The following is a 26,525-nucleotide window of genomic DNA, read 5'->3' as shown; positions in this document are numbered from 1 at the left end:
GGCGCTTAAGGGTGATCCGATGCCGTTCCGGGCAGGGCCACGGGTGCATCGGCCGCGGGCTTGTCCGCCGCCGCCTTGCCCGGCGCCGCCTTGTCCGGACGGTTGATCTTGGCGGCGAGCCAGAGGACGACGCGCATCAGCGCGTCGGACAGCCGCGCGATGACCACGAACATCGCCGGCACGAAGATCAACGACAGCAGCGTCGAGAAGATGAGGCCGCCGATGATGGCGATCGCCATCGGCGAGCGGAACTCGCCGCCGATGCCGAAGGCCAGGGCCGAGGGCAGCATGCCGGCCACCATGGCGATGGTGGTCATCACGATCGGCCGGGCGCGCTTGCGGCCGGCATCGATGATCGCCTCCTCACGGGGCATGCCGTGCCGGATCGCCTCCACGGCGAAGTCGATGAGCATGATGGCGTTCTTGGTGACGATGCCCATCAGCATCAGAATGCCGATCCAGACCGGCGTGGTGAGCTGCTGACCGCTGATCATCAGGGCGATCACGGCCCCGCCCAGGGACAGCGGCAGCGAGAACAGGATGGTCAGGGGCTGCAGGAAGCTGCCGAACAGGAGCACCAGCACCGCGTAGACCATCATCAGGCCACCGCTGATCGCCTGTGCGAAGCCTTCCGACAATTCGTTCAGGCTCTCGGCGTCGCCCGACTGGCTCACGGTCACGCCCTTGGGCAGGGACTTCATGACCGGCAGCTGGTCGATGCTCTTCAGGGTGTCGCCCAGCGCCGCCGTGCCGACGAGGTCGGCCTCCACGCTCGCCTGGCGCTGGCGGTCATAGCGGCTGATGTTCGTCGGCCCCTGCTGGAAATCGAGGGTGGCCACCGCCGAGAGGGGGATGCTGCCGCCCCGTCCCATGGGCACGCGCAGCTGTTCGAGGACGTTGCGGTTGATGCGGGCGCGGTCGTCGAGCTGGACCCGGATGGGCACGAGCCGGTCGCCCGCGTCGAACTTGGCCAGGGCCGGGCCGACATCGCCGATGGTGGCCACCCGGATGGTCTCTGCCAGGAGTTCCGGGGTCACGCCGAGGCGCGCGGCGAGATCGAGATGCGGCAGGATCTGCAGTTCCGGGCGGTCCAGCGTCGTGCCGGAGATGACGTTGGCGACGCCCGGCAGACGCCGCATCTGGTTGGCGAGTTCGTTGGCGACGTTGGCGACCACGCGCGGCTCGAAGCCCCGGACCACGAGGCCGATGGCGCGCAGGCCGTTCTCGTCCACGAAGTAGTAGCGGATATCGGGCACCTGCCGCAGGCGCTTGCCGATCTCGCGCTCCAGCTCGCGCTGAGTGATCTTGCGATCGGCCTTGGGCTTGTAGTTGATGATCAGCGAGGCGCGGCGGAACTCGGTCGGCTCCTTCGGCACGCGTCCGCCATCCACGAAGACGCTGCGGACCTCGGGCAGCGTCCGGATCGTGGAGACGATGGCCTCCGTCGTCGTCTCGGTGTCGGAGAGTTGCGAGCCCGGCGGAAGCTCGACCGCCATCACGGAGCGCGCGCTGTCCTGCGCCGGCAGGAAGCCCTGGGACAGGAGCCCGAGGCTGGCGATGGAGGCGGCGAAGAAGCCGAAGCCGATCAGCACCGTGACGAAGGACCAGCGCACCGACAGCGTGACGAGCCGGGTATAGGCCCGCAGGATCGGGCCCGGCGGCTTCTCCTCGGCATGGTGGGGCTTCATCAGGTAGGCGGCCAGCATCGGCGTCACGAAGCGCGCGGCGAGCAGCGAGAACAGTACCTGCACCGCCACCGTGATGCCGAACTGCTTGAAGAACTGCCCGGCGATGCCGGACATGAAGCTCGCGGGCGCGAAGATCGCGATGATGGTCAGCGAGATCGCGATGACCGCCAGACCGATCTCGTCCGCCGCCTCGGAGGCCGCCTGGAGCGCCGGCTTGCCCATGCGCATGTGCCGGACGATGTTCTCGATCTCCACGATCGAATCATCCACCAGGATGCCGGTGGAGAGCGTGATCGCCAGGAAGCTGACGAGGTTCAGCGAGAAGCCGAGGGTGTCCATCGCCCAGAAGGCGGGGAAGATCGAGAGCGGCAGCGACACCGCCACGATGATCGTGGCCCGCAGGTCGCGCAGGAACAGGAACACGATGATGACGGCGAGGATCGCGCCCTCGAACAGGGTGTGGATCGCCGCGTCGTAATTGCCGAGGGTGAACTCCACCGAACTGTCGATGAGCTTCAGGTCGAAGCCCGGATTCTCGGCCCGGATCTGGTCGACGCGCTTCTGCACGGCCGCCGCCACCACGACGTCGCTGGCGCCCTTGGCCCGCTTGATGCCGACCGCCACCACCGGCTCGCCATTGAGGCGCGCGAAGGTGCGCCGGTCGGCGATCGTGTCGGTGACCTGTCCGAGATCGGTGAGGCGCACCTCGCCCCCGGTGGGCAGCGCGAGCATGACGCCGGCGAGTTCGTCGATGGTCTTGGCCGCAGCCAGGGTCCGGATCGCCTGGTCGCGTCCGCCGATCTCGGCCCGTCCGCCCGTGACGGTGACGTTGGTGCCGCGCAGGCGCCGGCTCACGTCCACGGCCGTGAGGCCGAAGGCCTGGAGCCGGTCGGGATCGAGGGAGACCAGGATCTCCCGCGAGACGCCGCCGATGATCTCGACCTGCGCCACGCCCTTCACGTCCTGGAGCGAACTCTTGACGGTGTTCTCCATGAACCACGAGATCTGCTCGGGGCTCTTGTCGGGGGCGGCCGCCGCGTAGGTCACGATGGGCAGGCCGACCACGTCGACGCGCTGGATCAGCGGTTCCTGCGCGCTCTGCGGCAGGCCCGAGCGGATGCGCGTCACCGCATCCTTGATGTCGTTGAGCGCCCGGTCGGTGTTCGTCTCCAGGCGGAAGGCGATGGTCGTCACCGAGAGCCCGTCGGTGATCGAGGAGGCGATGTGGCGCACGCCCTCCACGCCCGAGACACCGTCCTCCACGACCTTCGTCACCTGCGTCTCGATCTCGGCCGGGGCCGCCCCGAACTGGGTGACGACCACGGAGATGAGCGGAATGTCGGCCGAGGGCAGCCGGGTGATCGGCAGGCGGACGAAGCTCGTCCAGCCCAGGATCAGCAGGATGATGGAAAAGACGATAGACGGCAGGGGCCGCTTGATCGCCAGGGACGAGATGTTGAGCGACATCAGCGGTTCCTGCTTCCGTCCCGGTTCGTCAGGACGGGGGTGACGCGGTCCCCGGGGCGCACGGCCGCGCCGGCATCCGCCACCACGGCCTCGCCCTCCACGAGCCCGTCCCGGATCTGGATGTTGGTGTCGTCGGAGAGCCCGGTGCGGACCCGGCGGGTCTCGACCTTGGACCCGTTCAGCACCTGCACGCTGGTGACGCCGTTCTGGAAGAGCACCGCCGAGCGCGGCACCGACAGGCCGCAATCGCGCGCCGTCTCGATGACCGCGCTGGCGAACTGGCCGGACCGCAGGGCGGAGGCGGGCTCGACGGTGAGGCGGGCCCGGCCGAGCTGGGTCGTCGGATCGACCTCGCTGACGGCGACCCGCACCGTGCCCGTGGCCTCGCCCCCGTCGCCCCGGATGATCCGCGCCGTCGTGCCGACGCGGATCTTGGTCGCGTAGAGGCTCGGCACGTCGACGAGCAGGTCGATGCCGGTCTCGGAAGCGATCCGCAACTGGGGCTCGGGCTGCCCGCCGGGCCCGACCGGCATCGTCGCGCTGGTTGCCATGCCGATACGGGCATTGATGCGGGTGACCAGACCGGCGATGGGCGCGCGGGCGCTCACGCTGGCGGGCCGTCCCTGGCCAGCGCCGTCCTCGGCCCCGATCAGGGTCGCGCGCAGCAATTCCTGGCCGCTCGCGACCCTGTCGCCCTCCGACACCAGGATCTGGCTGATCCGGTAACCGTCCAGGGCGAGGCTGGCGCCGCTTTCCTCCCGCGCGAGGGCGAAGCCGGTGATCCGGATCTGCTCCTTCAGACAGGCCTGCCCCGCCCGCACCCCGAGCACGGTGGTGCCCTCCGGCGTGCTCTCCGCCGACGCGATTCCGGCGCAGAGCAGCGATCCGACGATCGCCAGGAGGCCAACGATCGCCACGCGTGCCGGATGCGGCTCGCCCCGCGACGGCGCGCGACCCTGATCATCGCGTCGGCGGTGACGTTGCACGATCTCCGGAAACTGCACGTCGACGGCCCGTCCTGCTGTGCGAAGAGAGGATACGACGGCGCGGCCGAACACACCCGGGGATGAACCGGGTGGTCGGACCTACGCCTGTGAGCGGAGCGTCAGCGTCCGGCGGTCTTGACCTGGAGGAGGTTCACCGCCTGGACGCGCCGGTTCTCGGCGCCCGTCGGATCGGCCTCGTTCTTGAGGCGCGACTTGCCGTAGCCGACGGCGATCAGGTTGGCGGCGGGCAGCTTGTACTGCTGCACGAGGTAGCGCTTCACGGCCTCGGCCCGACGCTCGGAGAGCTTCTGGTTGGCCGCATCCGTGCCCTTGGCGTCGGTGTGCCCGGCGATCACGAAGGTCTGGTTAGCCAGTGCCGGATTGGACAGGGCGCGGCCGAGCTTGTCGGCGTTCTGGAGGGCGCTGCCCTTCAGAACGTCGGAGCGGAAGTCGAACTCCATGCTGAGATCGAAGGCCGGCTTGTCGGCGGCGACCAGCTTCAGCTTCTCGCGGGTGTCCGCGCTCAGCGCCGCGCTGCTCTTGTTGCGCAGGGTATCGACGAAGGCCACGTCCGCCGGAGCGGCGGCGGGCGCCGGGGCGGGCGCGCCGATGGAGAGGCTGCGCGTCTTCTGCGGCAGGAGGGCCTTCAGGATCTGGTCTTCCGTCACCTCCTGCGCGGCGGCGGGCACCACCGTGAGGAGAACGGCAACGAGACCGAACACGCGATGTGAAACTCGGGACATGTGAGCCTCCGGCAAATATCGTTGAGAAGGAGCTTGTATCGGGAGCAGCGGCGGGGAGTGCTTAAACTTCACTGATCCGTTCTTCCCACGCCTCAGGTCTCCGATCAACAGGTTCCATCGCGTAGGAGTGCCTTTTGTCACGACGAAGCCGCCGAATTCGCAGTGTATCCCAAGTCCCGCGCCGCGCACGATTCAAGTCCCGTGCGGAGCGCGATTCATGCGAATTGTCGAGACGGGTCTCCGCCGGAGGCGTCGGCCCGGCCCCTGACGGCACCGGCCGGATTCGCGATTCACCGGAGGGCGCCCGCCCCGCCGGGCCAAGCTCGCGCCGGTCAGCGCAGGCCGTACTGCGCGAAATCCTTGTCGATCATCGGGTTCAGCGCCAGCGCCCCCGTGAGGTCCTCCGTCGCCTGACTGCGCTGGCCGAGGCGGGACCGGGCGATGCCGCGCCCGTAGAGGGCGGAACTGTGGGTCGGCGACTGAGCCAGGGCGGCGTCATAATCGGAGATGGCGGCCTGGAGCGCACCGGATTTCAGGTTGACGAAGCCGCGGCTGTCGAGGGCATCCACGAAGTTCGGCCGCAGCGTGAGGGCCTGGTTGCAATCGGCCAGCGCCCGCGACAGGTCGTTCGTGATCGCCCGCACCCAGCAGCGATTGTTGAGGGCCTCGGGATTCTTCGGGTCGAGGCGGATCGCCTGATCGAAATCGGCCAGCGCCGCGGAGTAATCGTCCCGCTGAGCGTGGAACTGACCCCGCTCGTAATAGGCGGCCGGATCCTTCGCGCTCCGCGCGATTCGCGCGTCCAGGCTGGTCTTGCGCTGCAATTCGGCCGGCGAATAGGGTTTCGGCGGCGTGTGCCACGCGGTATCCTTCGTCGTCGGCGGCGCTGCCGGGGGAACGGCGGGTGTGGTGGACTTCGGCGCCTTGTCCCGCGCCTCGTCCAGCCGGGCGATCTCCGCGCGCGCGACGCTCGCGAGGGTGCCCGCCGGATGCTGGGACAGGAACTCCTCGTAGGCCTTGCGCGTGCCGGCGGCGTTCGCCCGGTTGAAGGCGCGCGCCGTCGCCTCCTCGGCGGCCACGAGGTCGTCGATCTCCTTGGCGGCCGCCGCGTCGGCCGTACTCTGCGACGGGAGCTTGCCCGCGTCCGGGCGGGGCGGAGCCGGCTTGTCCTCGACCCGAGCGCTCTTCTGTGTCGGCTCGGGTTTCGGCTCCGGCCTCACCTCGGCCTTCGCTTCGCTCTTCGCGCGCGCGGGATCGAAGGCGAAGGATTCGCCCGCCTCGGCGGACAGGGCCGGCACCTGCTGTCCGCGACTGTCGCGGGACAGGGCCTCGCGGGTGGCGGTGAAGGCCTGGACGGCGCTGTTCTCGGAGACGCCGATCTGCCGGACGAGTTCCGTGACGAAGGGGCTCTGCGCCGTGCTCACCTCGTTGACGACGCTGCCGGGGGCCGCCGAGTACAGGCCGAGCAGGCCCGGGCCCGTCTTCATCTCGGCGAGCCCGGTAGAAAAGCTGCGGAAGCGCCGCTCGAAGGGATTGCGGCGGGAGGCATCGAGGACGACCACCCGTGTGCCGGCTCCCTTGCGGTCGAGTTCGGCCATGAGCGCGTCGACGCCGATGCCGTCGCGCAGCACGTCCGCCTCGCTCCAGATCCGCGCATCGACGGGGACCATGTAGTTCTTCCGCGCCACCTGGATGCCGTACCCGCTGAAGAAGACCAGCGCGACGGAGCCGGGCTCGACCTTGCGCACGAAGCCGTCGATGGCCGCCTGCATCCGCTCACGGGGGAGGTTTTCCCCCGTCACCACCGTGAACCCCTTGGCGCGCAGGGCGTCGCCGAGGGCCTTCACGTCACCCAAGGGGGTCGCGAGCGCCGCGTCGCTGTCCGGGTAGGTAGCGTTGCCGATAAGGAGCGCGTTGCGGGCGTTGGAGAAGGAACCCGCCTCGGCGCCGTCCCGTCCCGACACCAGAAACACGGTCAGGATCAGGAGGATCGTCGCAATGGAATGACGGGCACGCATGCGGCGCTCTGCACAATTCGGACGGTCGGTGATACGCATCGAAGCGCGCGCGGCGCAATAGCGCGTCCCGCGACAAACAGCGGACGGTTTCCCGGCCCCGTGCAAAAGTCGGCCGCTGTCACCGGAAACACGCATCGGCGTCGCGTTAGTCTGTCCTTCGCCGCCTCACCGGTCGCTTGCCGCCTCAGGTTCACTGAATTTCGAGCATCCCGCCCCCGAACGACCGGGTTTGCATTGAAAAATTCTCCGGCGACGCCCGCTTCATGCCACCGCTGTGTCGCCCGGCACTGTCGGTCCCCGGCCTCGGCGCGGGCAAGGTCTTGACAAGACCTGACCCCTTCCCGCTGATCCGCCTCGACGGTCGCGTACCGCCGCCGTCGAGGGCTCGCCCCGGGCGCGGCTGGCGCCCCGTTGCCGGACATGGGTGGGCAGAGTGATGAAGCGGACGATCGCGGCAATCCTGGCCGCCGACGTCGTGGGGTTCTCGCGCCTGATCGCGCAGGACGAGGAGGACACCCTTCGGCGGCTGGCCGAGCACGCGGCGATCTTCCGGGGCTACGTGGCGGATTTCCGCGGCCGCGTCTTCAACACCGCGGGCGACGCCATCCTCGCCGAGTTCCCGAGCGCGGTCGAAGCCCTGCGCGCGGCCATCGCGATCCAGGAGACGCTGCGCGCGCGCGATCGCGACGTCCCGCCGGATCGCCGGATCGCCTTCCGGATGGGCCTGAACATCGGAGACGTGGTCGTGCGCGAGGATGGCGACCTCCTCGGCGACGGGGTCAACATCGCCGCGCGGCTCGAGGGCCTCGCCGAGGCCGGCGGCATCTGCATCGCCCGCTCGGTCCACGAGGCCGTCCACAACAAGGTCGCGGTCGGGTTCCGCGACATCGGCTCGCAGCGCCTCAAGAACATCCCGCGTCCGGTTCACGCCTACCGGGTGGTTTGGCCCGCGCAGGCATCCGAGGCCGCCACCTGGAGCGGCCGCCTGCGCCGCCACGCTGCACCGCGCTGGTGGTGGCTGCCCACGGCCGGAATCCCGATCCTCGCGCTGGGCGCCTGGGTGGCGTGGGACGGAGGGCCGTTCGCCCGCAAGGACGCCGCCGGGATCGCACCGATCGAGGCCGAATCGGGCGCGCTCGCCGTGGCGGTCGCTCCACCCCATCGCGGCTGCTTCAAGGACGAGGCCCTGATCGGCGGCGTGGTGGTGCCGCGCCGGGAGGTCGACGTGCGACCGGACCTCGACACCTACCGCGTGCTCAGCATCGCCACCGCCCCCCTCGCCTCGGTCTCGGCGGGCGACGTCCTGGCGCGCATCGTCCGGGTCGGCGCACCGGAGAGCGCGGCTCTGGCCACCCGCGCGCCGATTTCGGGCCTCGTCGGCCGGATCGGCGCGAGCCCGGGGGAGACGATGAGTCCGGCCTCCCCGCCCCTGTTCCAGATCATCGCGCAGGGCGAGTACGACCTCGCCGCCGAGGTGCCCCTCGCCACCCTGGCTCGACTGGCGCCGGGGCAGAGCGCGGTCCTGACTCCGCTCGGCGGCTCGGATCTGCCGGGTCAGGTCCGCACGGTGGCGAAGCCGGCCGATCCGGCCACCCAGTCCGGCCGGGTGCGCGTGCAGATCAAGGAGGCGGGGGACCTGCGCCAGGGCACCTTCGCCCGGGCGGTGGTGCGGATCGACGGGCGCTGCGGCCTGGCCGTGCCGAGCGCCGCGGTGATGATCGGGCCGGAAGGCCGGTTCGTCTACGTCGCCGACGGCGACCGCATCGAGGCGCGTCCCGTTGCGACCGGCCTGACCGAGGGCGACACCATCGAGGTCAAGAGCGGCGTGAAGGCCGATGATCTGGTCGTCCTGCGGGCCGGACCGTTCCTGCGCGAGGGGGCGACCATCACCCCGGTTCGCGAGGCCGGCTACCATCGGGTCCCCTGAGCGCCGGCGCACATCGCGCGCCACCGACCGATCCGCGCGGGAATACTGAGTTTCGGTTCCGTGCCGCCGCGCACTGTGCAGGACATTCAAGACGATCGACGCGGATTCGACTGTTGACCCCCGGTCGGCGCGACCGCATGCATTGAATCAGATGCGTGTCTCGCCGAACAGATCGCTCGCGGATCTGATTTCCACCGGCCGCAACCTGTATCGACATCAGCGGAGAGGAACAGGACGATGAAGATCACCAGTGCGGCGGGCCTCGTCCTGCTGTCCGCCCTGTCGACGGCGCCGGCGCTCGGTCAGGGCACGAGCGTGCAGCGCGCGGCCTGTACGCCCGACGTCTTTCGCCTGTGCAGCGGTGAGATTCCCAACGTCGACCGGATCACCGCCTGCCTGCGGCGTGACAGGACGAAACTGAGCAGCGGCTGTCAGGCGGTCTTCGCGATGCTCGAGGACAAGAAGGTCGCCACCCGCTCGGTCGATGTCGAAGCAGGACGTGACACGGGCTGGTGCGTGCTCGGCGAGAACCCGGTCCCGGGCCAGGAACTCTGGATCGCCTGGTGCAGTCAGCAGTCTCGCCAACCCTGAACGTGAAACGGATGCTGCGGCTCAGCTTGTGTTCACCATCGATTCATTGATAGTTCGGCTCACATCTGTCGCATTGAGCCGGATTGATCGATGATCCCGGTGATCTGATCGCAGGCCGGCACGCCGGGCGGGTTCCAGGATTTTGCCACACGCCACCGGCACCAAGACGACGAACGAAACGACGAAGTGGATTTCACGACGATGCGCACGCTGAAACTCGCCCTGCTCCCGGTCGCGCTGTCGGCCCTCGCCCTCGCCGCGGCGGCACCCGCCCAGGCAAGGCCCGCAGCGGCCTGCGTCCCCGGTTGCGACGGTTACGGACCCCGCAGCTGCACCTGGGACGCGATCTGCATTCCCCGGCGGCTGGATGCGCGCTTCGTCCCCGTGGCGTGGCCGCTGCGCGTACCGTACGCCGTCCAGCGCACGGTCACCCGTTTCGATGTCGAGGCCGTTCGCCTCTTCCAGCGCATGCCCTGATCCGCACGCGCCTCACACCTGTTCCGGCGCCCCGTCCGGGCTCCGGCAAAACCAAACGGCCCTCCCGTGACGCCATGATCACGGGGGGCCGTTTCGGTCTCATCCCAAATCCGTCTGATCCCTTCCGGCGATCCCTGTGGGATCGCGGATCGGGGCTTGCTCAGGCGCCCCGCGGGCTTGCCGATCCGTCACCCGCTTCGATCGAGCGAATGGCGGATCAGGCCGAACCCGGAACGCCGGTTCTGTCAGGCGAGCCTCACCACTGGTAGCGCAGGCCAGCCTTGCCGCCGCCGCCGACGAGGTCGTCCCCGATGCGGTAATCCGCGCGCAGGAAGCCGGAGAGACCGGTCGAGAGGTTCAGGAAGTTGATGGAGGCCTGGATCTCGCCCCGCACCTTGCCGACATTGGTGAGGCCGGTGATTCGGGTGCCGCCGCCGAAGGTCGCCGTCGTCCCGGATTCGGTGAAGGTGTCGTAGATCAGACCCGTGATGCTCGGCTCGACGCGGATATTGTTCTCGATGAACTCGGTGCCGAGGCGTGTGCCGATCCGGCCGCGCAGGGCGTCACCGTCCTGCAGCGGGACGGTGCCGGGGGCGAGGGTGGGCGTCCGGTCGAACACCGTGGCCACGTATTCGAGGCCGGCCGTCGGCTCGATGTAGAGGGCGTGGGGTAGGTCGAACCGGTAGCCGATATTGCCGAGGACGTTGTAGTTCACGAGGCCCGTCGCCTGGCGGATGCCCGGCGCGGTGATGTCGAGGCCCAGGATGTCGCTCTTGAACAGCAGGTCCGAGAAGAAGCCACCCTTGAGGTAGGTGGCATAGGCGCCGACCGTGCCGCCGTCGTAATCCTGGCGGCCGGCGCCCTGGTTCAGGCGCACGGAGGCCAGGGTGTAGCCGCCCATCACGCCGAGGATCAGACCGTCGTCCGGGGCCGTGAGACCGCTGATGACCACGTCGGTGCCGGCGAGCACGCCGCCCGTCGCCTGGCTGTAGCCGAGGTCGCGGCTGATGTTCAGGCCGCCGAAGCTGATGTTGCTGAAGCCGGAGCGCCGCTCCAGGTCACCGAAGGCGCGCGCCCAGACCGCCGGCTTCACGTTGCTGGCCGGGGCCGGCGCGGGCGCCACGAGGTTGGGTGCGATCGGGTCCTTGCTCACGAGGGCGGCGTATTGGGTGTCGCCCGCATAGGACAGGGCCGGGGCGGCCGAACCGCCGTTGGCGGCGGCGCGCTGCGCGTCGCCGCGCAGCTGGGTCACGCGGTCGAGGACGGCGGTGCTGCCCTGGGTGGCGATGGAGCGGGCCGCCACCACGGCGGTCGTGCCCGAGAGGCCCACCGCGGTCGGGACCGCTCCGAGGCTGACCGTGCTGCCCTGCTGGCCCCCTTCCGTGAGGAGGACCGCCTCGAGGGTTCCGAAGTTCTGGGCGCTCGCCAGGGTGAACGCGTTGGGGGCCACGGTGCCGGCGACCTGGATCAGGGTCGGAGAGCGGGCGAAGGCGACGCCGGGCGTCAGGTTCGTCACCCCGACGGCGGTCGTTCCGCTGGCGTTGCCCGTGATGACGAGGCGGTCGCTCGTGTTGGCCTGCGTGGAGGCATTCAACAGCACCGTGCCCTGGTTGCCGACGTAGTTGCCGGCGATCGTCAGGCTGCTGGCCGCCGACTGGCTGCGCACGTCGATCACCCCCGCATTGGTGAAGGTCGAGACGTTGCCGAAGGTCGCGGCGATTGCATCCGTGCGGGTGGCCGCCCCGGCGAGGTTGACGACGCCGGTATTGGTGAAGGTGCCACCGCCGAACCCACTCGTCCCGGTCGCCGTGAACAGGCCGCTGTTGTTGAGGCTCGACCCGGCGGAGAGGGCGACGGCACCGCCGATGAAGCCGCGGTTGTCGATCTGCGACGCCACGGTGCTCGCCGTGCTGTCGATGGCGTAGCCGCCGAGGCCGGTGATGCTGCCCGTCGCGGCATTGGACACCGTGAGCGCGCCCGATCCAGCCATCGTCATGATGCCGGTCAGCCCGGAGATCGAACCCGAATTCGCGATCGAGAGCGGACCGCCGAAGGTGCGCGCCAGGAGGGCGACGCCCTGTGCGGCGGTGACCTGGCCGGAATTGACCAGCGTGATCTGACCGGCGCGCGCCGGAACCTCTCCGCTGGCTGCCGCCCCTGCCTGCAGGGCGAGGCCGGTCGTTCCGCCCGTGACCGTGCCGGAATTCGTGAGCGCGATCGCGCCGGAAGCGGCGGCGGCGATGCCGATGCCGGTCGGCGCGGTCGTCACCGTCCCGGAATTGTTGAGGGTGAGCGTGCCCTGGGTGAGCGCGGCCACCGCGATGGCCGGCAACGGAGCCCCGGAGGCGCCGAAGCTGGTCCTGAGCGTCTGGTCCAGCGCGGCGACCGAGGGAGGAAGGAGCGCGAGGTTCTCGGGCGTCAGGGCCGCGGGAATCGTCGCGTCGTAGCGGATCGTTCCGGAATTGGTCAGGGTGATGCCGGTGGCGGTGGTGGCCGCGAGGCCCACCTGCCCGAACGTGACCGTACCGGTGTTGGTGAGCGACGCGGCTGCGGCGGACACGGCCGCGCCGACGCCGCCGCGCAGGCTGCCCGCGTTGTTGATCGTCGTGAGGCGCGTGTTCTCTGTGACGATGCCGAAGGCGCCGGTGATGCTGCCCTGGTTGGCGATGTTAAGCGCACCGGTGCCGCTGCGTGCGTAGACGCCGGACGAAGCGCCCGCGATGGTGCCGGCATTGTTGACCGTCACGGCGCCCGATCCCGCCGATCCGTCGATCTCGACGCCGGAACGCGTCGCCGAGCGGATCGTGGCGCTGGAGGCCACGTTCAGGGTCACCGTGTTCGACGGAGCGGCCCCCGTCGCAGAGGTCGGCATCAGCAGGACGGCGCTTTCGCCGTTCGCGGTGGTCGCGATCGTCGTGTCGTTCAGGACGTTGAGCGTGAAGTTGCCGGTGGGTTGATAGAAGATGCGCTGGTCGTAGGTCCGGCTCGGACCGCAATTGGCCACGTTCGTGCTGGCGGCGTTGTCGCCGGCGGAGCAGACGTTGGCGATGACCACGCTACCGTTTCGGACGGGGAACAGAAACTGTCCGGGCACGCCGTTGTTCGAGCTGGTCGCCAGGGCATTCGCGCCGCCGTCGAGGAAGGCGCCCGGAACCAGGGACCCGGGAAGCTCATAATAGGTTCCGGCGACGCCGGTTCCGGCCGAGAAGCCGGCCGAGGGCGGCGAAGAGCCGGGCGTGCATAGGCCGTTCGTTCCACCCTGGCCGCCGCTCCCGCTGCACTCCCACTTGATGCTGCCGTAGTTGAAGTAGATGTCGAAGTTGCCCGCGCCAGTATCGGCGCGGCTCGCCAGGATCGCCTGGAACGTGTTCAACTTGTCGGCCTGAGAGGCGAAGTAACCGACGGAAGGCCAGGTCGCGCCGAAGGCGGTGCGACCCTGGTAGGTTCCGTTGCCGAAGCCCAGTACGCCGCTGGCAGGATTGCGCGTGTCGGTATCGGCATAGAACGGGGCGATGATCGGCTGGCCCTGGTAACTGGCCCCGACCCCCACCGGGATGAAATTCGCAGACGCGCTCTCGAACGTCAGATTGCCGTGGTTGTTGACGAAGATCTGTGAGTAGGACTTGCCGAAGTAATTGACCTCGAACGGCAGCGTCACGGGACCGCCGATGCCGTCCAGCGTACGACCGTCGGCCGTGATGCTGGTGCCGAGGCCGACGCTCGCAGTCTGCGGCAGTCGGTTGCTCTCGAAGCCCGATGCGATCGTCTGCGCTGTCGCCGAAGCGATTCCCCCGAGAAGGGTGAGTCCCGGCAGGGACGCGAACGACACGCCCATCAGGAGCGTCCGTTTCAGCCAAGCCGAACCTGTGGGAGTGGCCAACTGAAGAAATGCTCGGGGGGAGTTGGTCAACGATATCATTCTAGGCAATCCCGTCGTCTTGGGACGACCATAAAGCAGCCTCAGCCGGACTGGAGTGATTTTTTGGGGCGAATGGAGGGAGGCGGCATCTTTTCCAACCCGCGTGACCGACAAGTCACTGTACTGGATAAGAGGAACTGATCGGCCGGTGTTGAGGGAGAATGATTGCGACGGCTACAAATTCTGCGGCAGCCGACCTCGCTTCGGATCACGATGAACTTGATTGACGATCCGTTACGATTGGCGCATCGGAATCCTTCGCCGTAGGCGAGATCGAGCGGCACCTCGCGCCGTTCCGGAGGGAGGCCGACGTCATATCCGGCGCTCTCAGAAAGGGCTTCGCGCGTCAGTGATCGCGGAGACCGACCGGGGGGTGCCCGGCAAATCCGGCGCCATCGATCACGCCACTGGCGCGACCTCTTCCGGTAGCGGTCCCCGAGATCGAAGAGGCCGGACCGTTGTGACTCAGGGCATCCGGCTCATGGCCCGCACCGCACCGATCTCGGCGGGGCTGTAGCCGGAAGAGGCCGCCGTCGCCCGGGCGGGCGCGGCCGGGGCGGCGTGGGACAGGGCTGGGACGCGCGGGCTCGCGCGCAGGGGTTGCACGACCCGGACGGTGGGCTTCGGCGGCGCCTGATGCACCACACGCGGGGCGCGGACCGGCTCCGGAACACGGGCCGCCTTCGGAACGGCATGCGGCTCCGGTGCCCGCGCGGCCTTCCGCGCCGGACGCGGCTCCGGGGCCTCGACCGTCTCGGCCGGACGGGCGGCCTTCGGCTTCCGCGTCGGGCTCGCCGCTTCCACCGGCAGGGTCTCGGTCCGGCAGACGCCGTTCCGCAGGGTCATGCCCGAGGGGCAGGTGACGATCACGCAGGCGTCGCCCTTCACCTCGGATCCGGCGGGACAGGCGATCGGGCAGATGCGGCCGCTGTAGCTGTTCAGATCATCCAGCGTGAGCTGGTCGGGCAACGTCGAGACGATCCGGATCGAGCGGTTCAGGCCGTTCTTCGCCGGGTCGCCCTTCGACCGGTCGATGCGCTGGGCGGAGGTGTAGAAGTTCTCCAGGGCCGCGCTGGAGGGACGACCCCAGGTCGATTCCATCGGTTCGGTGTAGCAGCCGAGATCGTACAGGCGCCGCTGCACAGCGCGCGTCACGTCGGATTGGGCGGAAGATCCGGAGGCCTTCGCCTCCGCCTGCTTGGGCTCGCCGGCACTCTTCAGGTCCAGGCTGGCATAGGTCGTCTGCGGGAAGGGCGTGGCGCCTGAATCCGGAGCGGCCTTTTCGGAGGACGCATTCGCCTTCTCGTTGGCGATGACCGCCTTGGCCAATTCGGGGGAGAGGGCGAAGCCGCCGGAATTCGCGGGCGCCGCCCTGTCCTTGACGATGGCTTCGGCCTGGACCCGTGCGGTTTCGATGGCGGCCGTCTCGACGCGCGCCGCCTCGTCGCGCCGGGCTTGATCGGCGGCCGCGACCTGCGCGGCCTTCTCGGCCTCGGCGCGGGCCTGCTCCTGGCGCGCCGCCTCGTCACGCCGCTTCTGCTCGGCGGCGGCAAGACGGGCCCGCGTCTCGGTCTCGGCCCGCTCCGCCTCCAGGCGCGCCGCTTCCTGCCGGATCGCCTCGGCCCGGGCGACCTCCTGACGGGCGATCTCCGCCAGGCGTGCCTGCTCGATACGCGCCGCCTCGTCACGGGCCTTCTTCTCGGCCGCCGCCGCCAGGGCGGCCTTCACGGCCTCGGCTCGGACCGCCTCCTGACGGGCAATCTCAGCCAGGCGCACCTGCTCCAGGCGTGCCGCCTCGTCGCGCCGCTTCTGCTCGGCAGCAGCGAGGCGGACGGCCTTCTCGGCTTCGAGGCGAGCCGTCTCGGCCTTCGCGGCCTCCTGGCGGGCGATCTCAGCCAGGCGCGCCTGCTCCAGGCGATCCGCCTCCTCGCGCCGCTTCTGCTCGCGGGCGGCCAAGCGGGCGGCCTTCTCGGCTTCCTGGCGAGCCGCCTCGACCTTCGCGGCTTCCTGACGGGAAATCTCCGCCAAGCGCGCCTGCTCCAGGCGGGCGGCCTCCTCGCGCCGCTTCTGCTCGACGGCGGCCAGGCGAGCGGCCTTCTCGGCTTCCGCCTGAGCGGCCGCGAGGCGTGCGGCTTCCTGACGGGCGGACTCTTCCAGGCGGGCCTGCTCCAGGCGGGCGGCTTCCTCGCGGCGCAGGATCTCGGCCGCCGCCTGGCGGGCCGCCTTCTCGGCGGCGAGGCGCGCCTGTTCCTGCCGTGCAGCCTCCTCACGACGCAGCGCCTGCCGCTTGGCCTCTTCGGCCTCCTTCTGGGCGACGAGACGAGCCTGCTCGGCCTGATTCTGCTCCTCCTCACGGCGCGCCAGATCGCGGCGGCGCTGCTCCTCCTCGCGGCGCTGCTGCTCGTCCTCGCGGCGAGCCCAGAGCAGTCGCTCCTGGGCGCGGCGCTCCTCCTGCCGCTTGTTCTCGATCTCCTGCTCCGCGAAGCGGGCCTGATTTTCGAGGAGTTGAATGCGGATCCGGGCGGCATCCGCCAGGAAGCTCGCCGGGAACTTCTCGATGAACGCACCGAGGTCGGCGGCGGCGTTGCTGTTGCGCAGCCGCGTCCAGGCCTGGACGTCGGTCTCGGCCCGGTTCAGGAACACCTCGTCGGCGTAGGAGCGCGAGAACTCGGGCAATTGCTTGCCCTGCGTCGCGTTCTTCACCGACAGCGCCACTTTCTGGAAGACCTGACCCACTTCGAGGCCCGATTCGGACAAGGCCTTCGCCAGCGCTTCCGCGTAGGGGCTGTTGCGGCCGGCACCGTCATAGGCCACCTGATTCGACTGCGTCGCATAGGCGATGATCAGGCCCTGGCGGCCGGAGAGCCGCGCGAGACCGGGTCCGCTGGAGCGCTTCACGCCCTCCGTGAGGGGGAGATTGCGGCATGCGTCGAGGATCATGATCCGCGCACCGCGCGCGTTGTCGAGGGCGCCGATGACGCTGTCGACCGAGATCGTCTCGAACGGGATGTCGAAGCCGTCCTTCAACTGCGCGTCGGTGGGGACGAGAAAGTTCTGGTTCTGGTACTGCAGACCGTGGCCGGCATAGTAGACGAGGGCGGTGTCCGCATCGCTCGCCGTCCGCGAGAACTGAGCGAGGCGCCGGTCCATGTCGCGCTTCGACAGGTCCCGTCCCTCGATGACCGTGAAGCCGATCTGGCGCAGGACCGTCGCGATGTCTTCCGCGTCGTTGCTCGGATTGTCGAGCTTGCCGAAGCTCGCATAGGACGCGTTGCCGACGATCAGCGCGACGCGCTTGGCCCCCTGGGGCTCAGCCATAGCGATCGTGACCCACATCGTGAGCACGATCGCCGTCAGCGCTGGCAGCACCTTCTTCATGCTCTCGACCGTACACGCCAGCCCGGGACCCAATCAAGTGAGCGGACGCACCCGCATGCGGATCTTCGGTCGATTCGGTCCACTTCGATCGCCGACGACTTGAGATCGACGGACTGTCGAAATTTTCAGACGCTGTTGCAGAAATCAGACTCTTTGTTCGATTGTTCTTCGCCGCCCCGAAGGCGCCGGAGACTGCTTTCGGTGGCCTGCGCCGTGATTCGTATTTGAGGACCGTTGACGCCCGCAGATTTCATCTGAAAGAACGTCTGGATTCGCGAGGAGCACGGGGTTTGGCCTTGATGATCGCCCGGCCATCCTCGGTCTGCCAGGCATGAGACTCCGCGTCGCCGTCCTCATGGCCGTCGTGCCGGTCGCGGCCGCAATCCTTGGCTGGTCGATTGCCTCCGACCGCCTCGCGCAAACCTTCGTGGATCGCCTGAAGCACGAGACCGGGCGGGATTGGCGCGTCGGCGCCGTTCGCGTCGCGTGGCCTCCGGCTCTGTTGGTGACGGACTTGGCGACGGGCGATGCCCGCGCCGGCCTCGACATCGGGCGGCTCACGGTGCCGGTCTCGCGCGCGCTGATCCTGGGCGGAGCCGGAACCGTGCCGCTGCACGCCGAGGCCGTAAGTCTGCGCATCCCCGTGGACGGCTCGCCGCCCGGGTCGACGCGCGTCGTGGCCGGTCCTGCCCACACCGAAGCGTACCTCGACGCAATCCGCGTGCTGTCCCGGGACGTGGCTTGCGATGTCTCCCGCGACGGCCGTCGCATCGATGTCACGGCCGGCCAGGTCGAGATCGTCCTCGAGCGAAACCCGAATGCCACTTCGCCGTCCATCGACCTCGACGTCGAGAATGTCGGTCAGCGCCTGCACATCGCGCTCGATCGTCCGGGAGCCGACGCCGCCCGGCCCTTGCGTGTCGACGTCACTCCGAGCGCCGGGCGATCCGACCTTCCGGTCGTTCGGGTGCGTGCGAGCCTCGAGGCCGGGGCGGACCATGTCTCGATCGAGCGCATCGCCGGAACGCTGAGTGAATCGCCGGTCTCGGGCCGTCTTCGGCTCGATCTGAAGGACACGACCAGTCTCAGGGGCGATCTCCGCCTGGACGACCTGATCCTGAAGGCAGGGGTCGACGAGGGGCAGCCCGTTGCGCGCGGCCCCCGGGTGTCCGTGCCGACGGACGCCCTCCCCCGGCCCGGCTGGTTCGCGGCGTTCGACGCGGACCTGCGCCTTGCCATCGGCCGCATCACCCTCGGTCCTGCCCGATTCGAGGATCTCGCGGTGGTGACGTCGATCCGGGGGGGCATGCTCGAGACGGCGGTCACCGCCGCTCGTGCCTATGCGGGTGCGATGAAGCTGCGCTACTCTCTTTCCCCCGCCGACGGAGCATCGACCCAGGACAAGGCGCGGAGCGATAGCGAGACCGGCCGCCATCGCCTCAGCATGACCCTGGCCGGCGCACGATTGCGCCCGCTCCTGACGGACCTCGTCGGCGCGGGCGGACTGGACGCGCAAACGGTGGCGCGGATCGACATCCAGGCCACGGCCGGGCGCCCGGCCGATCTTGCCCGCGCCGCGACGGGTTTTGCCGACGTCACCCTGACGGACGGTCGTGTCGACGCGGCGGATCTGATCGGCCTGGGCGGCGAGGGACCGTTCTCGCGCTTCCAGAGCCTCGGCGGCAGCTTCAGCATCGCCGAGGGGCGGGCCGTGACGAACGATCTCCAGCTCAGGTCTCCGCTGATCCAGTCCACGGGGGCCGGGTCCATCGATCTCGTCGCCCGAACCCTCGATCTGCACTTTCAACCCGCGGTCACGTCCCAGCGCGGCCGTTCCGGGTCCGGGCGCGCCCTCAACGTCCCCGTTCACGTCTCGGGCCCCTGGGACGGGCCGGCGGTGTCGGCCGATATGGGCGGCCTCCTTCAGAATCCCGCAGGAGCCATCGAGGCCCTGCAGGATCTCGGCACCGGCCTCATGGGTCCTCAGGGGGGCGGACGCGGCGCGGGCGGCTTCGAGGGCCTTCTGGATGCCATCCTGCCACGGGGCGGCCGTGAGCCTGCCCCGGTTCGCCGCCGCTGACGATCGAGGTTCCATGAACTCCAGTTTCGCGATCAAGATTCCTTCGCGGGAACCCGGCACCCGACGGGCGGCCCTTGCCGTCCTCGCGCTGCTCCTCGCATCTCCGTCGCAGGCAGCCGACGTGACGCCGGATGGGCTGTCGGTCAGTGTCAGATCGGCCCGGCGCCTGTGCTTCAGCGACCGGGTGGAGGTCACCGGCGTGCTGCTCCCACGCCAGGAGGTCGACGTTGCGGCGGAGCGCGAGGGATTCAAGGTCGCCCAGATTCTGGTCGCCCCCCTCGAGATGGTCGCGGCGGGGCAAGTGCTGGCCACCCTCGCCCCGATCGAGGGGATTGCATCTCCCGGAGCGTCGCCCGTCCTGCGTGCCAGCGTGGCCGGCATGGTCCTGCGCAGCAATGCCCAGGTCGGCGTGCCGGTCTCCCCGCGCCAGGGTGCGCTCTTTCAGATCGCCGCGAGGCGGGAGACCGACCTTCAGGCCGCCGTTCCCCTCGGCGATTTAGCCAAGCTCCGCCCGGGCCAGAAGGTGTCGGTGAAGCCCCTTGGCCTGACGGAGAGCGTCGGCACCGTGAGCCGCGTCGATCAGACCCTCGACCCGGCGAGCCAACTCGGCCGGGTCCGGATCGGCCTGGAGCCAAGCCTCGACATGCGCTTCGGCACCTTCGCGCGCGGGATTATCACCCTCAACGAGCGCTGCGGCCTCGGCGTGCCCTACGCCGCCATCCTGTACGAGCCGGAAGGCACCGTGGTCCACACCATCGCGGGGGACCGCGTGGTGACGCGTCAGGTGGAGACGGGCCTCCTTGCGGGGTCGGATGTGGAAATCCGCTCCGGCCTCACGGAGGCGGACACCGTCGTGGTCCGCGCAGGTGCCTTCCTGCGCGAGGGCGACCGGGTCTACCCGGTGCCGGTGCGCGAGGGGCCGGACATCCGGGAGATCGGGCAGGCCCGTTGATCGGGTGACGGACGGGCCGGGGTGCGCGCCCGTCACCAGGGTGCGGATTCGCCCGTCAACGCCTCGTAGGGCGGCATCGGGAGAGCCGCGAGGCGCCCCCGCGCGATCAGGCGGCGATCGGCCTGTGGGCGGGCCACCACCTCGTTGAGGGAGCGGGCCGCGAGCAGGATCAGGTTGGCCGGCGCGCCGGAGACGATCCGGCCCGCCTCGGGCAGGCGCATCAGCCGGGCGGGCACCGGCCCCGCGAGGGCGACCGCATCGCCGAACGGGTGGTCGAGGTGGAGGATGCGGACCGCCTGCCGGAGGGTATCCAGCATGTCGTGGTCGCCGTAGGCGTAGAACGCGTCCCGGCAATTGTCTCCCGCCACCGCCACGGGCACGCCGGCCGCGCGCAGTTCCTGCACCGGAGCGACCCCCCGCCAGCGCGGGGTCCGTCCGCGTCGGCGATCCTGCAGGTACATGTTGACGGTGGGCAGGGTGACGATCCCGATCCCCGCCTTCGCCACGCGCGCGATGGTGGCCTCGGCAATCTCGGGCGGCTGCAGCGCCAGACTGCAGCAATGCCCGCAGGTGACCCGGCCCTCGTAGCCGTGGCGTAGTGTGGCCCGGGCCACCGCGTCGAGGGAGGTGGCAGCCGGGTCGTCGGTCTCGTCCACGTGCAGATCGATATCGAGGTCGCGCTCGGCGGCGAGCGTGAACAAGTGGTCGAGGAGGGCATCAATGGCCGCGAGGCCCGCCCCGTGCAGGCCGCCGGTGGGACGGGTGACGCCCCCGAGGAGGCCCTCCGAATCGGCGATCAGGTCGGCCAGGCGGCGGCCGTAATCGAGTCCATAGGCGTCGATGGGCGTCAGACCCACCGCCTGCAGGGTGACGCGCCCGGCCCAGGCCTCGCGCATCTCCCGGAACACGCGCCAGCTCACCTCGGCCTGGTCGCGCAGGGTGCCACCGTCCTGCGAATCGAGGTGGGTGCGGATCGCCGCGACGCCGTGTGCCTCGGCGCAGGCGAGCCCGAACGCCATGCGCCGGCGCAGGTCCTCCGCGTCCCAGTGGGCCGTGCGGTCAGCCGTCGTTGCGTCCCGGGCGCCGGGGAAATCCCCGTCCAGGTTGGGCGTGCGCGCGACGGTGTGCCCCTTGTCGAGATGGGTATGCATGTCGACGAGCCACGGCCAGGCCTGCCGCCCGGCGAGGTCGAAGGACGGTTCTGGGCCGTCCAGCGCACCGGCCGGCGCGATCCGGCCGAAGCGGCCGGACACGATCTCGATGTCGAGAAGGGGGGCTCCGTCCCCGTCGCAGGTGGCACCCCCGGGGGGCCCGGCGACGAGGAAGGCCGCCGGAACCCGCGCGTTGCGAAGGCGATAGGTGTTGCCCTCGGGGAAGGAGAAGGGAGGCATGGGCTCTCGGATCCTGTGAAGGGGAGGGTCGCTCAATCGACGGCGCTGTACTTCTCGAAGGCCGCCTCGATCCGAGCCGCGACGAGGTGGGCCGGTCCGCCGAGGGGCGAGCGGGCGCGCTGCATGAGGCTCACCTTCTGGGTGATGGCGCGGGCGTCGCTGAGCGGCGTGAAGGCCAGCACGCCGCGCCGGATCTCCTCGCCGACATCCGACAGGTTCACGAAGGTGATGTGCGGCGGGGTCTGGGCGAGCCGCTTCATCAACTCGATCGAATTCGTCTCCACCACTGGCGTGAAGCTGGCCCCGTCCGGCACCAGCACCTCGAGCACCTCGCGCAGGGTCATGGAGCGGTCGGCGACGACCAGGGGATATTCGAGGCAGTCGGCCATCCGCACCCGGAAACGGCCGTTCAGGGGATGGTCCGGCGCCATGACGGCGCCGAGATGGTGCTCGAACTCGGCCAGGCAGCGCAGGCGCGGATTGGGCGGCATCTTGTAGGCCAGCGCCAGGTCCGCCTCCCCGGAGAGCAGGGCCGCCACGATGTCGTCGACCGAGACCACCTGCACCTTGATGACGATGCCGGGGCTGGTCTCACGGAATTCCCGGATCACCCCGGCGAGAACACCGGCTGCGAGGCTCGCCATGGTGACGATCGTGACCTCGCCGCGGGTGAGGCCCTTCAACGAAGCCGCCTGGGCGAGAACGCGCTCGTGGGCCTGGAGGGTGTCGCGAACATGACGGAGCAGGATCTCGCCGGTGGCGGTCAGGCGCAGACCCCGCGGCAGGCGCTCGAACAGCGGCGTGCCCATCTCCGCCTCCAGGGCGAGAATCTGCCGGTTGATCGCGCTGGAAGCGACGTTGAGGCGCGTCGCCGCCTGGCGGATGGAGCCGCTGCGCGCGACCTCGTCGAGGTAGCCGAGCAGGCGATGGTGCAGCATCGGTCGGTCTCAGAACAGGAGAAAGCGGAACGACGATCCAGGGACTTGTGCAGGGAGCTTGCCAGCCGGCCTCTACGAACGGCGGGGCTCGACGTGGAGATCCGCATGGGCAGCCCGCCGTCACCGTGGCGGCCTCCTTCCAGTTCGACGTCCGGGGCATGATGACCCATGACGACGTGCAGAACCTCGCCGGGGTCTAGGACGAGACCATCCTGGTCTCCTCGGCCGGCGACACCGCGTGGTGGCCCTGGGTGGATAAGAAGTACGGCCTGATGGAGGCGCGGATCGTCACCCTGAGGATCCGCGACGGAGCGAATCATCCCTCGCGCCTCCTGATGCCCTTCGTCGATCGACCGGCTCGTGCCTCAGCGCCGCTCCTCGCGCATATGGGCGATGCCGAGGGCTCGCGGCTCCAGGCTGGTGCCGTCGTGGCGCAGGCAGATCCAGATCATCACGGCGAGCGTGGCGAGGTAGGGCGTCATCAGAACGAGGTATTGCGGCAGGGCGACGCCGATGGCGGCGATCCGGGGAATCAAGGCCTCGATGCCCCCGAACAGGAGCGCTCCGGCGAGCGCCCGCCAGGGCTGCCAGCGCGCGAAGATGACCAGCGCCACGGCGATCCAGCCGCGCCCGCCGCTCATGCCCTCGACCCAGATCTTGGCCACGCCGACCGACAGGTAGCCTCCCGCCAACCCGACCAGGGCGGCGCCGAGCGCGATGGCGCCGTAGCGGGTCGCCGCGACGCCGATGCCGGCGGCGTCGGCCGCGTCCGGGCCGTCGCCCACGGCCCGCAGGCGCAGGCCGAACATCGTGCGCCCGAGGACATGTGCGACGAGCGCGACCAGGGGCACGGCGGCGAAGACGAGGATGTCGTGCTGGAACAGGATGGGCCCGAGGACCGGAACCTCGCCGAGGCCTCCGAGGGGGACTGGCTGGAGCCCGTCCACCGGCCGATTGGTCCAGCCCGCGCGGGTGGCGATGACGCCCGTCATGCCCTGGGCGAGGAAGACGAGGGCGAGGCCACCGATGACCTGGTTCACCCGCAGCGTCACCACGAGGAGCGCGTAGACCAGCGAGAGAAGGGCCGCCGAGAAAGCGGCCACCACCAGCGCGAGGGCCGGGTGATCGCCGATCCCCAGGAGGACGCCGATCCCGCTCATGGCGCCGACGAGCAGGAACCCCTCCGCGCCCAGCGAGAGCACGCCCGCCTTCTCGGTGATGATCAGGCCGAGGGCGGCCAGCGCGTAGGGCAAGGCGAAGGCCGGCACGTTTGCGAGCCAGTTGACGATGAAGTCAGACATCGGAACGCCTTCCCGACACCCAGCGCACCCGGTGCCGGACAAAGAAATCGGAGGCGGCGACGCTGATCACGATCACCGCCTGGATGAGCTGCACCATGGCGCCGGGGATTCCGTAGAAGACCTGGAGGCTCTGCCCGGCCACGAACAACACCCCCACCAGGATGGCGGTGACGAAGGCGCCGAGCGGATTGTTTCGGGCCAGGAACGCGATGAGGATGCCGGAGAAGCCGTAGCCGCTGAAGAACGACTGCGTCATCCGGTACTCGACGCCCGCGCAGATACTAAAGCCGGCGATCCCCGCGAGCCCCCCCGACAGCAGCGCGGCGGCGAGCATCACCCGCGTCATCGGCAAACCCTGACCCTCGCCGAGGCGCGGATTGGCTTCGGCCACGCGCGACAGGAAGCCGAAGCGGCTGACGTTCAGGAGCCACCAGCACAGCACGGTGAGGAGCCCGGCGAGGGGCAGCGCCCAGGTCAGGTTCTCCCAGCCGAGTTCGCCGAGGCGCTCGGCGGCCTCGTACTGCTCCGAATTCGGGAAGCTGCTCGCCGGGTCCCGCCAGGCCCCATAGAGCAGGTGCAGCAGCCCGTTGAAGGCGACGTAATTCAGGAGCAGCGTCGAGATCACCTCGTTGAGGCCGAGGCGGATCTTCAGGAGGGCCGGCGCCAGCACCCAGGCCATGCCGGCGAGCGCGGCCACCAGCATCATCAGGACGAGGCGCAAGGGAGCCGGCCCGACATCGTGTATCGCCACCGCGGTCGCCGCGACGGCACCCAGGATCATCTGGCCCTCGATGCCGATGTTCCAGAACCGCACGCGGAAAGCGACGGCCGCCGCGAGCCCGACGATGGCGAGGGGTGCGGCCTGGATGAGAACCGCCGACAGGCTCGCCGGACTGCTCACCACCGAGACGACGAATTCCTGGATCAAGTCGGACAGGCCGACACCGCAGGCGAGCAGGATCGCGGTGGCGAGTGCCATCCCCAGGGCGAGGCCACCCGCGAGGACGAGGCCCTGATGCCAGCCCGTGGCGTGCTGCCGGATCTCGACGGTGAGCCGGCCCCGCCGCGGGGGCTCGGGCGCGGCGGACAGGAGGGGAACGGGCAGCGCCTCAGGCATGGTGCACCATCGCGGCCCCGATGGCCTGGCGGTCGGCGGGCGTCTCGAATTCGCCCACGATCGTGCCCCGGCTCATCACGCCGATGCGGTCGGACATGAACATGACCTCATCGAGATCCTCGCTGATCAGCAGCACGCCCGCGCCCGCGTCGCGGGCCTCGCGCAGGCGGCGGTGGATGTCGGCGGTGGCCCGCACGTCGAGGCCGCGCGCCGGGCTGTGGGCGAGGACGAGGCGCGGGCTGTCGGCGAACTCGCGGGCGATGACGAGCTTCTGCGCGTTGCCGCCCGACAGCAGGCTCGCCTTCTGGCGCGTGCTGCGCGCGCCCCGGATGTCGAAGGCCGCGATGGCGGCCTCGGTCCGGGCGCGGATCGCGGCGCGGTCCACCCGCAACCAGCCGCCGAAGCGCCCGGAGGCGAGACCGCCCACGGCATAGTTTTCGGCGAGCGAGAGGTCGCCGGCGAGCGCATAGGCCTGGCGGTCGGCAGGAATCGCGGCCAGCCCCCGCGCCCGGCGCGGCTTCGGGCCGGTTTCGGTGACGTCGTCGCCCGCGAGCACGATGCGCCCGTCCTGCGCGCGCCGCACCCCCATGAGGATCTCGGCGAGTTCGGTCTGGCCGTTCCCGCCGACCCCGGCGATGCCGTAGATCTCGCCGGAGCGGATCGTCAGGGTCAGGCCGTTCAAGGTGCGCAGGCCGTCGGAGCGGGCGCCGACGAGCCCCTGCAGACTCAGCACCGCGCCGCCGATGCGGATGGCCGGCTGGCGCTCCTGCGGCGTGGTGGCACCCACCACCAGGGTGGTGAGTTCGGCCGCCGACAGGCTCGCAGGATCGGCGCTCGCCACGATGCGGCCGCCGCGCATCACGGTGACGCGGTCGGCGTGACGCTGGACCTCGCCGAGCTTGTGCGTGACGAGGACGATCGCCGCGCCCTGGCGCGCCAGGGCCCGCATCGTCACGAGGAGCGCCTCCGCCTCGCGGTCGGTCAGGACGGCGGTGGGCTCGTCGAGGATCAGGATGCCGGCCCCCGCCACCAGGACCTTCAGGATCTCCACGCGCTGCTGCTCGGCCACCGACAGGCTGCCCACGGGCCGTTTCAGGTCGACCGCGAAGCCCACCGCCTCGCCCTGCGCACGGATCGCGGCCTCGACCTCGGCCAGACCCGTGCCGTAGCGGGCCGCCCCCTGTGCCAGCAGGATGTTCTCGACGGCGTTGAAGGCCTTCACGAGCTTGTAGTGCTGGTGGACCATGCCGATGCCGAGGCTCCTCGCCTCGACCGGGCCGGTGATGTCGACCTCGCGTCCGCGCACGCGGATGCGGCCCTGATCGGGCCTGTAGAGCCCCGCCGCGACGTTCATGAGGGTCGACTTGCCGGCCCCGTTCTCGCCCAGCAGCGCGTGCACCTCGCCGGCCTCCACCGCGAAATTCGCCTTGGCGAGCGCCTGGAAGCCGTCGAAGGCCTTCGAGACGCCGAGGAGTTCGAGGGCCATGGCCATCGCTGCACCGCTCGCTGGATCGGGGATGAGGGCGACCGGATCGCGGACCCGGCCGGGCCG

Annotated in this window: 16 protein-coding genes; 5 read left to right on the top strand and 11 right to left on the bottom strand. The window is 69.9% G+C overall.

Annotation, left to right across the window (positions count from 1 at the left end; all coding sequences use genetic code 11):
* Positions 1-5 precede the first annotated feature (5 nt).
* From MKK58_RS04995 to MKK58_RS04980, 4 genes are all read right to left on the bottom strand, one after another.
* Entirely contained in the window at positions 6-3,155 is a 3,150-nt protein-coding gene (locus MKK58_RS04995; protein ID WP_243911056.1) for an efflux RND transporter permease subunit, read from the bottom strand.
* Complete coding sequence (locus MKK58_RS04990) at positions 3,155-4,072, bottom strand: efflux RND transporter periplasmic adaptor subunit (protein ID WP_243911055.1); 918 nt, start codon at positions 4,070-4,072, stop codon at positions 3,155-3,157. Before MKK58_RS04990 ends, MKK58_RS04995 begins: the two co-directional genes overlap by 1 nt.
* Before the next feature lie 188 nt (positions 4,073-4,260).
* Positions 4,261-4,884, bottom strand: a complete 624-nt coding sequence (locus tag MKK58_RS04985) for an OmpA family protein (RefSeq protein ID WP_243911054.1) — start codon at positions 4,882-4,884, stop codon at positions 4,261-4,263.
* Between the two features lie 332 nt (positions 4,885-5,216).
* Positions 5,217-6,902, bottom strand: a complete 1,686-nt coding sequence (locus MKK58_RS04980; RefSeq protein WP_243911053.1) for a caspase family protein — start codon at positions 6,900-6,902, stop codon at positions 5,217-5,219.
* A 436-nt stretch (positions 6,903-7,338) separates the two neighbouring features.
* On the opposite strand from MKK58_RS04980, the gene MKK58_RS04975 reads away from it, so the two are divergent.
* From MKK58_RS04975 to MKK58_RS04965, 3 genes are all read left to right on the top strand, one after another.
* Entirely contained in the window at positions 7,339-8,829 is a 1,491-nt protein-coding gene (locus MKK58_RS04975; RefSeq protein ID WP_243911052.1) for an efflux RND transporter periplasmic adaptor subunit, read from the top strand.
* A gap of 237 nt (positions 8,830-9,066) precedes the next feature.
* The gene (locus tag MKK58_RS27110) at positions 9,067-9,420 is read left to right on the top strand and encodes a hypothetical protein (RefSeq protein WP_409565189.1); all 354 of its coding nucleotides are present in this window, start codon (positions 9,067-9,069) and stop codon (positions 9,418-9,420) included.
* 186 nt (positions 9,421-9,606) lie between these two features.
* Positions 9,607-9,897 (top strand): hypothetical protein, encoded by a 291-nt coding sequence (locus MKK58_RS04965; RefSeq protein ID WP_243911051.1) that lies wholly within the window; start codon positions 9,607-9,609, stop codon positions 9,895-9,897.
* 256 nt (positions 9,898-10,153) lie between these two features.
* On the opposite strand, the gene MKK58_RS04960 is transcribed toward MKK58_RS04965, so the two are convergent.
* Both MKK58_RS04960 and MKK58_RS04955 read right to left on the bottom strand, forming a co-directional pair.
* Positions 10,154-13,732, bottom strand: coding sequence for an autotransporter outer membrane beta-barrel domain-containing protein (locus tag MKK58_RS04960; RefSeq protein WP_243911050.1), 3,579 nt, complete (start codon positions 13,730-13,732; stop codon positions 10,154-10,156).
* 549 nt (positions 13,733-14,281) lie between these two features.
* Positions 14,282-17,194 carry a caspase family protein gene (locus MKK58_RS04955; RefSeq protein WP_243911049.1) on the bottom strand — a complete coding sequence of 971 codons (2,913 nt, stop codon included), beginning with the start codon at positions 17,192-17,194 and terminating at the stop codon, positions 14,282-14,284.
* Between the two features lie 331 nt (positions 17,195-17,525).
* Between MKK58_RS04955 and MKK58_RS04950 the strand changes: the two genes are divergently transcribed.
* Positions 17,526-19,274, top strand: coding sequence for an AsmA-like C-terminal region-containing protein (locus MKK58_RS04950; RefSeq protein ID WP_243911048.1), 1,749 nt, complete (start codon positions 17,526-17,528; stop codon positions 19,272-19,274).
* A 13-nt stretch (positions 19,275-19,287) separates the two neighbouring features.
* Entirely contained in the window at positions 19,288-20,226 is a 939-nt protein-coding gene (locus MKK58_RS04945; RefSeq protein WP_243911047.1) for an efflux RND transporter periplasmic adaptor subunit, read from the top strand.
* 32 nt (positions 20,227-20,258) lie between these two features.
* Here MKK58_RS04945 and MKK58_RS04940 read toward each other — a convergent pair whose 3' ends face one another.
* From MKK58_RS04940 to MKK58_RS04920, 5 genes are all read right to left on the bottom strand, one after another.
* Complete coding sequence (locus tag MKK58_RS04940; RefSeq protein WP_243911046.1) at positions 20,259-21,617, bottom strand: cytosine deaminase; 1,359 nt, start codon at positions 21,615-21,617, stop codon at positions 20,259-20,261.
* A 32-nt stretch (positions 21,618-21,649) separates the two neighbouring features.
* Positions 21,650-22,555 carry a LysR family transcriptional regulator gene (locus tag MKK58_RS04935; RefSeq protein WP_243911045.1) on the bottom strand — a complete coding sequence of 302 codons (906 nt, stop codon included), beginning with the start codon at positions 22,553-22,555 and terminating at the stop codon, positions 21,650-21,652.
* Between the two features lie 365 nt (positions 22,556-22,920).
* Positions 22,921-23,856, bottom strand: coding sequence for an ABC transporter permease (locus MKK58_RS04930; protein ID WP_243911044.1), 936 nt, complete (start codon positions 23,854-23,856; stop codon positions 22,921-22,923).
* The gene (locus MKK58_RS04925; protein ID WP_243911043.1) at positions 23,849-24,973 is read right to left on the bottom strand and encodes an ABC transporter permease; all 1,125 of its coding nucleotides are present in this window, start codon (positions 24,971-24,973) and stop codon (positions 23,849-23,851) included. Before MKK58_RS04925 ends, MKK58_RS04930 begins: the two co-directional genes overlap by 8 nt.
* Complete coding sequence (locus MKK58_RS04920) at positions 24,966-26,465, bottom strand: ABC transporter ATP-binding protein (RefSeq protein WP_243911042.1); 1,500 nt, start codon at positions 26,463-26,465, stop codon at positions 24,966-24,968. Before MKK58_RS04920 ends, MKK58_RS04925 begins: the two co-directional genes overlap by 8 nt.
* Positions 26,466-26,525: the final 60 nt, after the last annotated feature.

Source organism: Methylobacterium sp. J-078 (assembly GCF_022829285.1).
Lineage (GTDB): Bacteria > Pseudomonadota > Alphaproteobacteria > Rhizobiales > Beijerinckiaceae > Methylobacterium.
The sequence above is the reverse complement of the archived record's forward strand: the minus strand, read 5'-3'. Positions and strand labels throughout refer to the sequence as shown.

Excerpts from the sequence above, each read along its gene's own strand:
- MKK58_RS04985 (WP_243911054.1), bottom strand. The coding sequence starts at position 4,884 with ATGTCCCGAGTTTCACATCGCGTGTTCGGTCTCGTTGCCGTTCTCCTC.
- MKK58_RS04935 (WP_243911045.1), bottom strand. The coding sequence starts at position 22,555 with ATGCTGCACCATCGCCTGCTCGGCTACCTCGACGAGGTCGCGCGCAGC.
- MKK58_RS04960 (WP_243911050.1), bottom strand. The coding sequence starts at position 13,732 with ATGGGCGTGTCGTTCGCGTCCCTGCCGGGACTCACCCTTCTCGGGGGA.
- MKK58_RS04930 (WP_243911044.1), bottom strand. The coding sequence starts at position 23,856 with ATGTCTGACTTCATCGTCAACTGGCTCGCAAACGTGCCGGCCTTCGCC.
- MKK58_RS04925 (WP_243911043.1), bottom strand. The coding sequence starts at position 24,973 with ATGCCTGAGGCGCTGCCCGTTCCCCTCCTGTCCGCCGCGCCCGAGCCC.
- MKK58_RS04945 (WP_243911047.1), top strand. The coding sequence starts at position 19,288 with ATGAACTCCAGTTTCGCGATCAAGATTCCTTCGCGGGAACCCGGCACC.
- MKK58_RS04995 (WP_243911056.1), bottom strand. The coding sequence starts at position 3,155 with ATGTCGCTCAACATCTCGTCCCTGGCGATCAAGCGGCCCCTGCCGTCT.
- MKK58_RS04980 (WP_243911053.1), bottom strand. The coding sequence starts at position 6,902 with ATGCGTGCCCGTCATTCCATTGCGACGATCCTCCTGATCCTGACCGTG.
- MKK58_RS27110 (WP_409565189.1), top strand. The coding sequence starts at position 9,067 with ATGAAGATCACCAGTGCGGCGGGCCTCGTCCTGCTGTCCGCCCTGTCG.
- MKK58_RS04940 (WP_243911046.1), bottom strand. The coding sequence starts at position 21,617 with ATGCCTCCCTTCTCCTTCCCCGAGGGCAACACCTATCGCCTTCGCAAC.
- MKK58_RS04955 (WP_243911049.1), bottom strand. The coding sequence starts at position 17,194 with ATGAAGAAGGTGCTGCCAGCGCTGACGGCGATCGTGCTCACGATGTGG.
- MKK58_RS04920 (WP_243911042.1), bottom strand. The coding sequence starts at position 26,465 with ATGGCCATGGCCCTCGAACTCCTCGGCGTCTCGAAGGCCTTCGACGGC.
- MKK58_RS04975 (WP_243911052.1), top strand. The coding sequence starts at position 7,339 with ATGAAGCGGACGATCGCGGCAATCCTGGCCGCCGACGTCGTGGGGTTC.
- MKK58_RS04950 (WP_243911048.1), top strand. The coding sequence starts at position 17,526 with ATGAGACTCCGCGTCGCCGTCCTCATGGCCGTCGTGCCGGTCGCGGCC.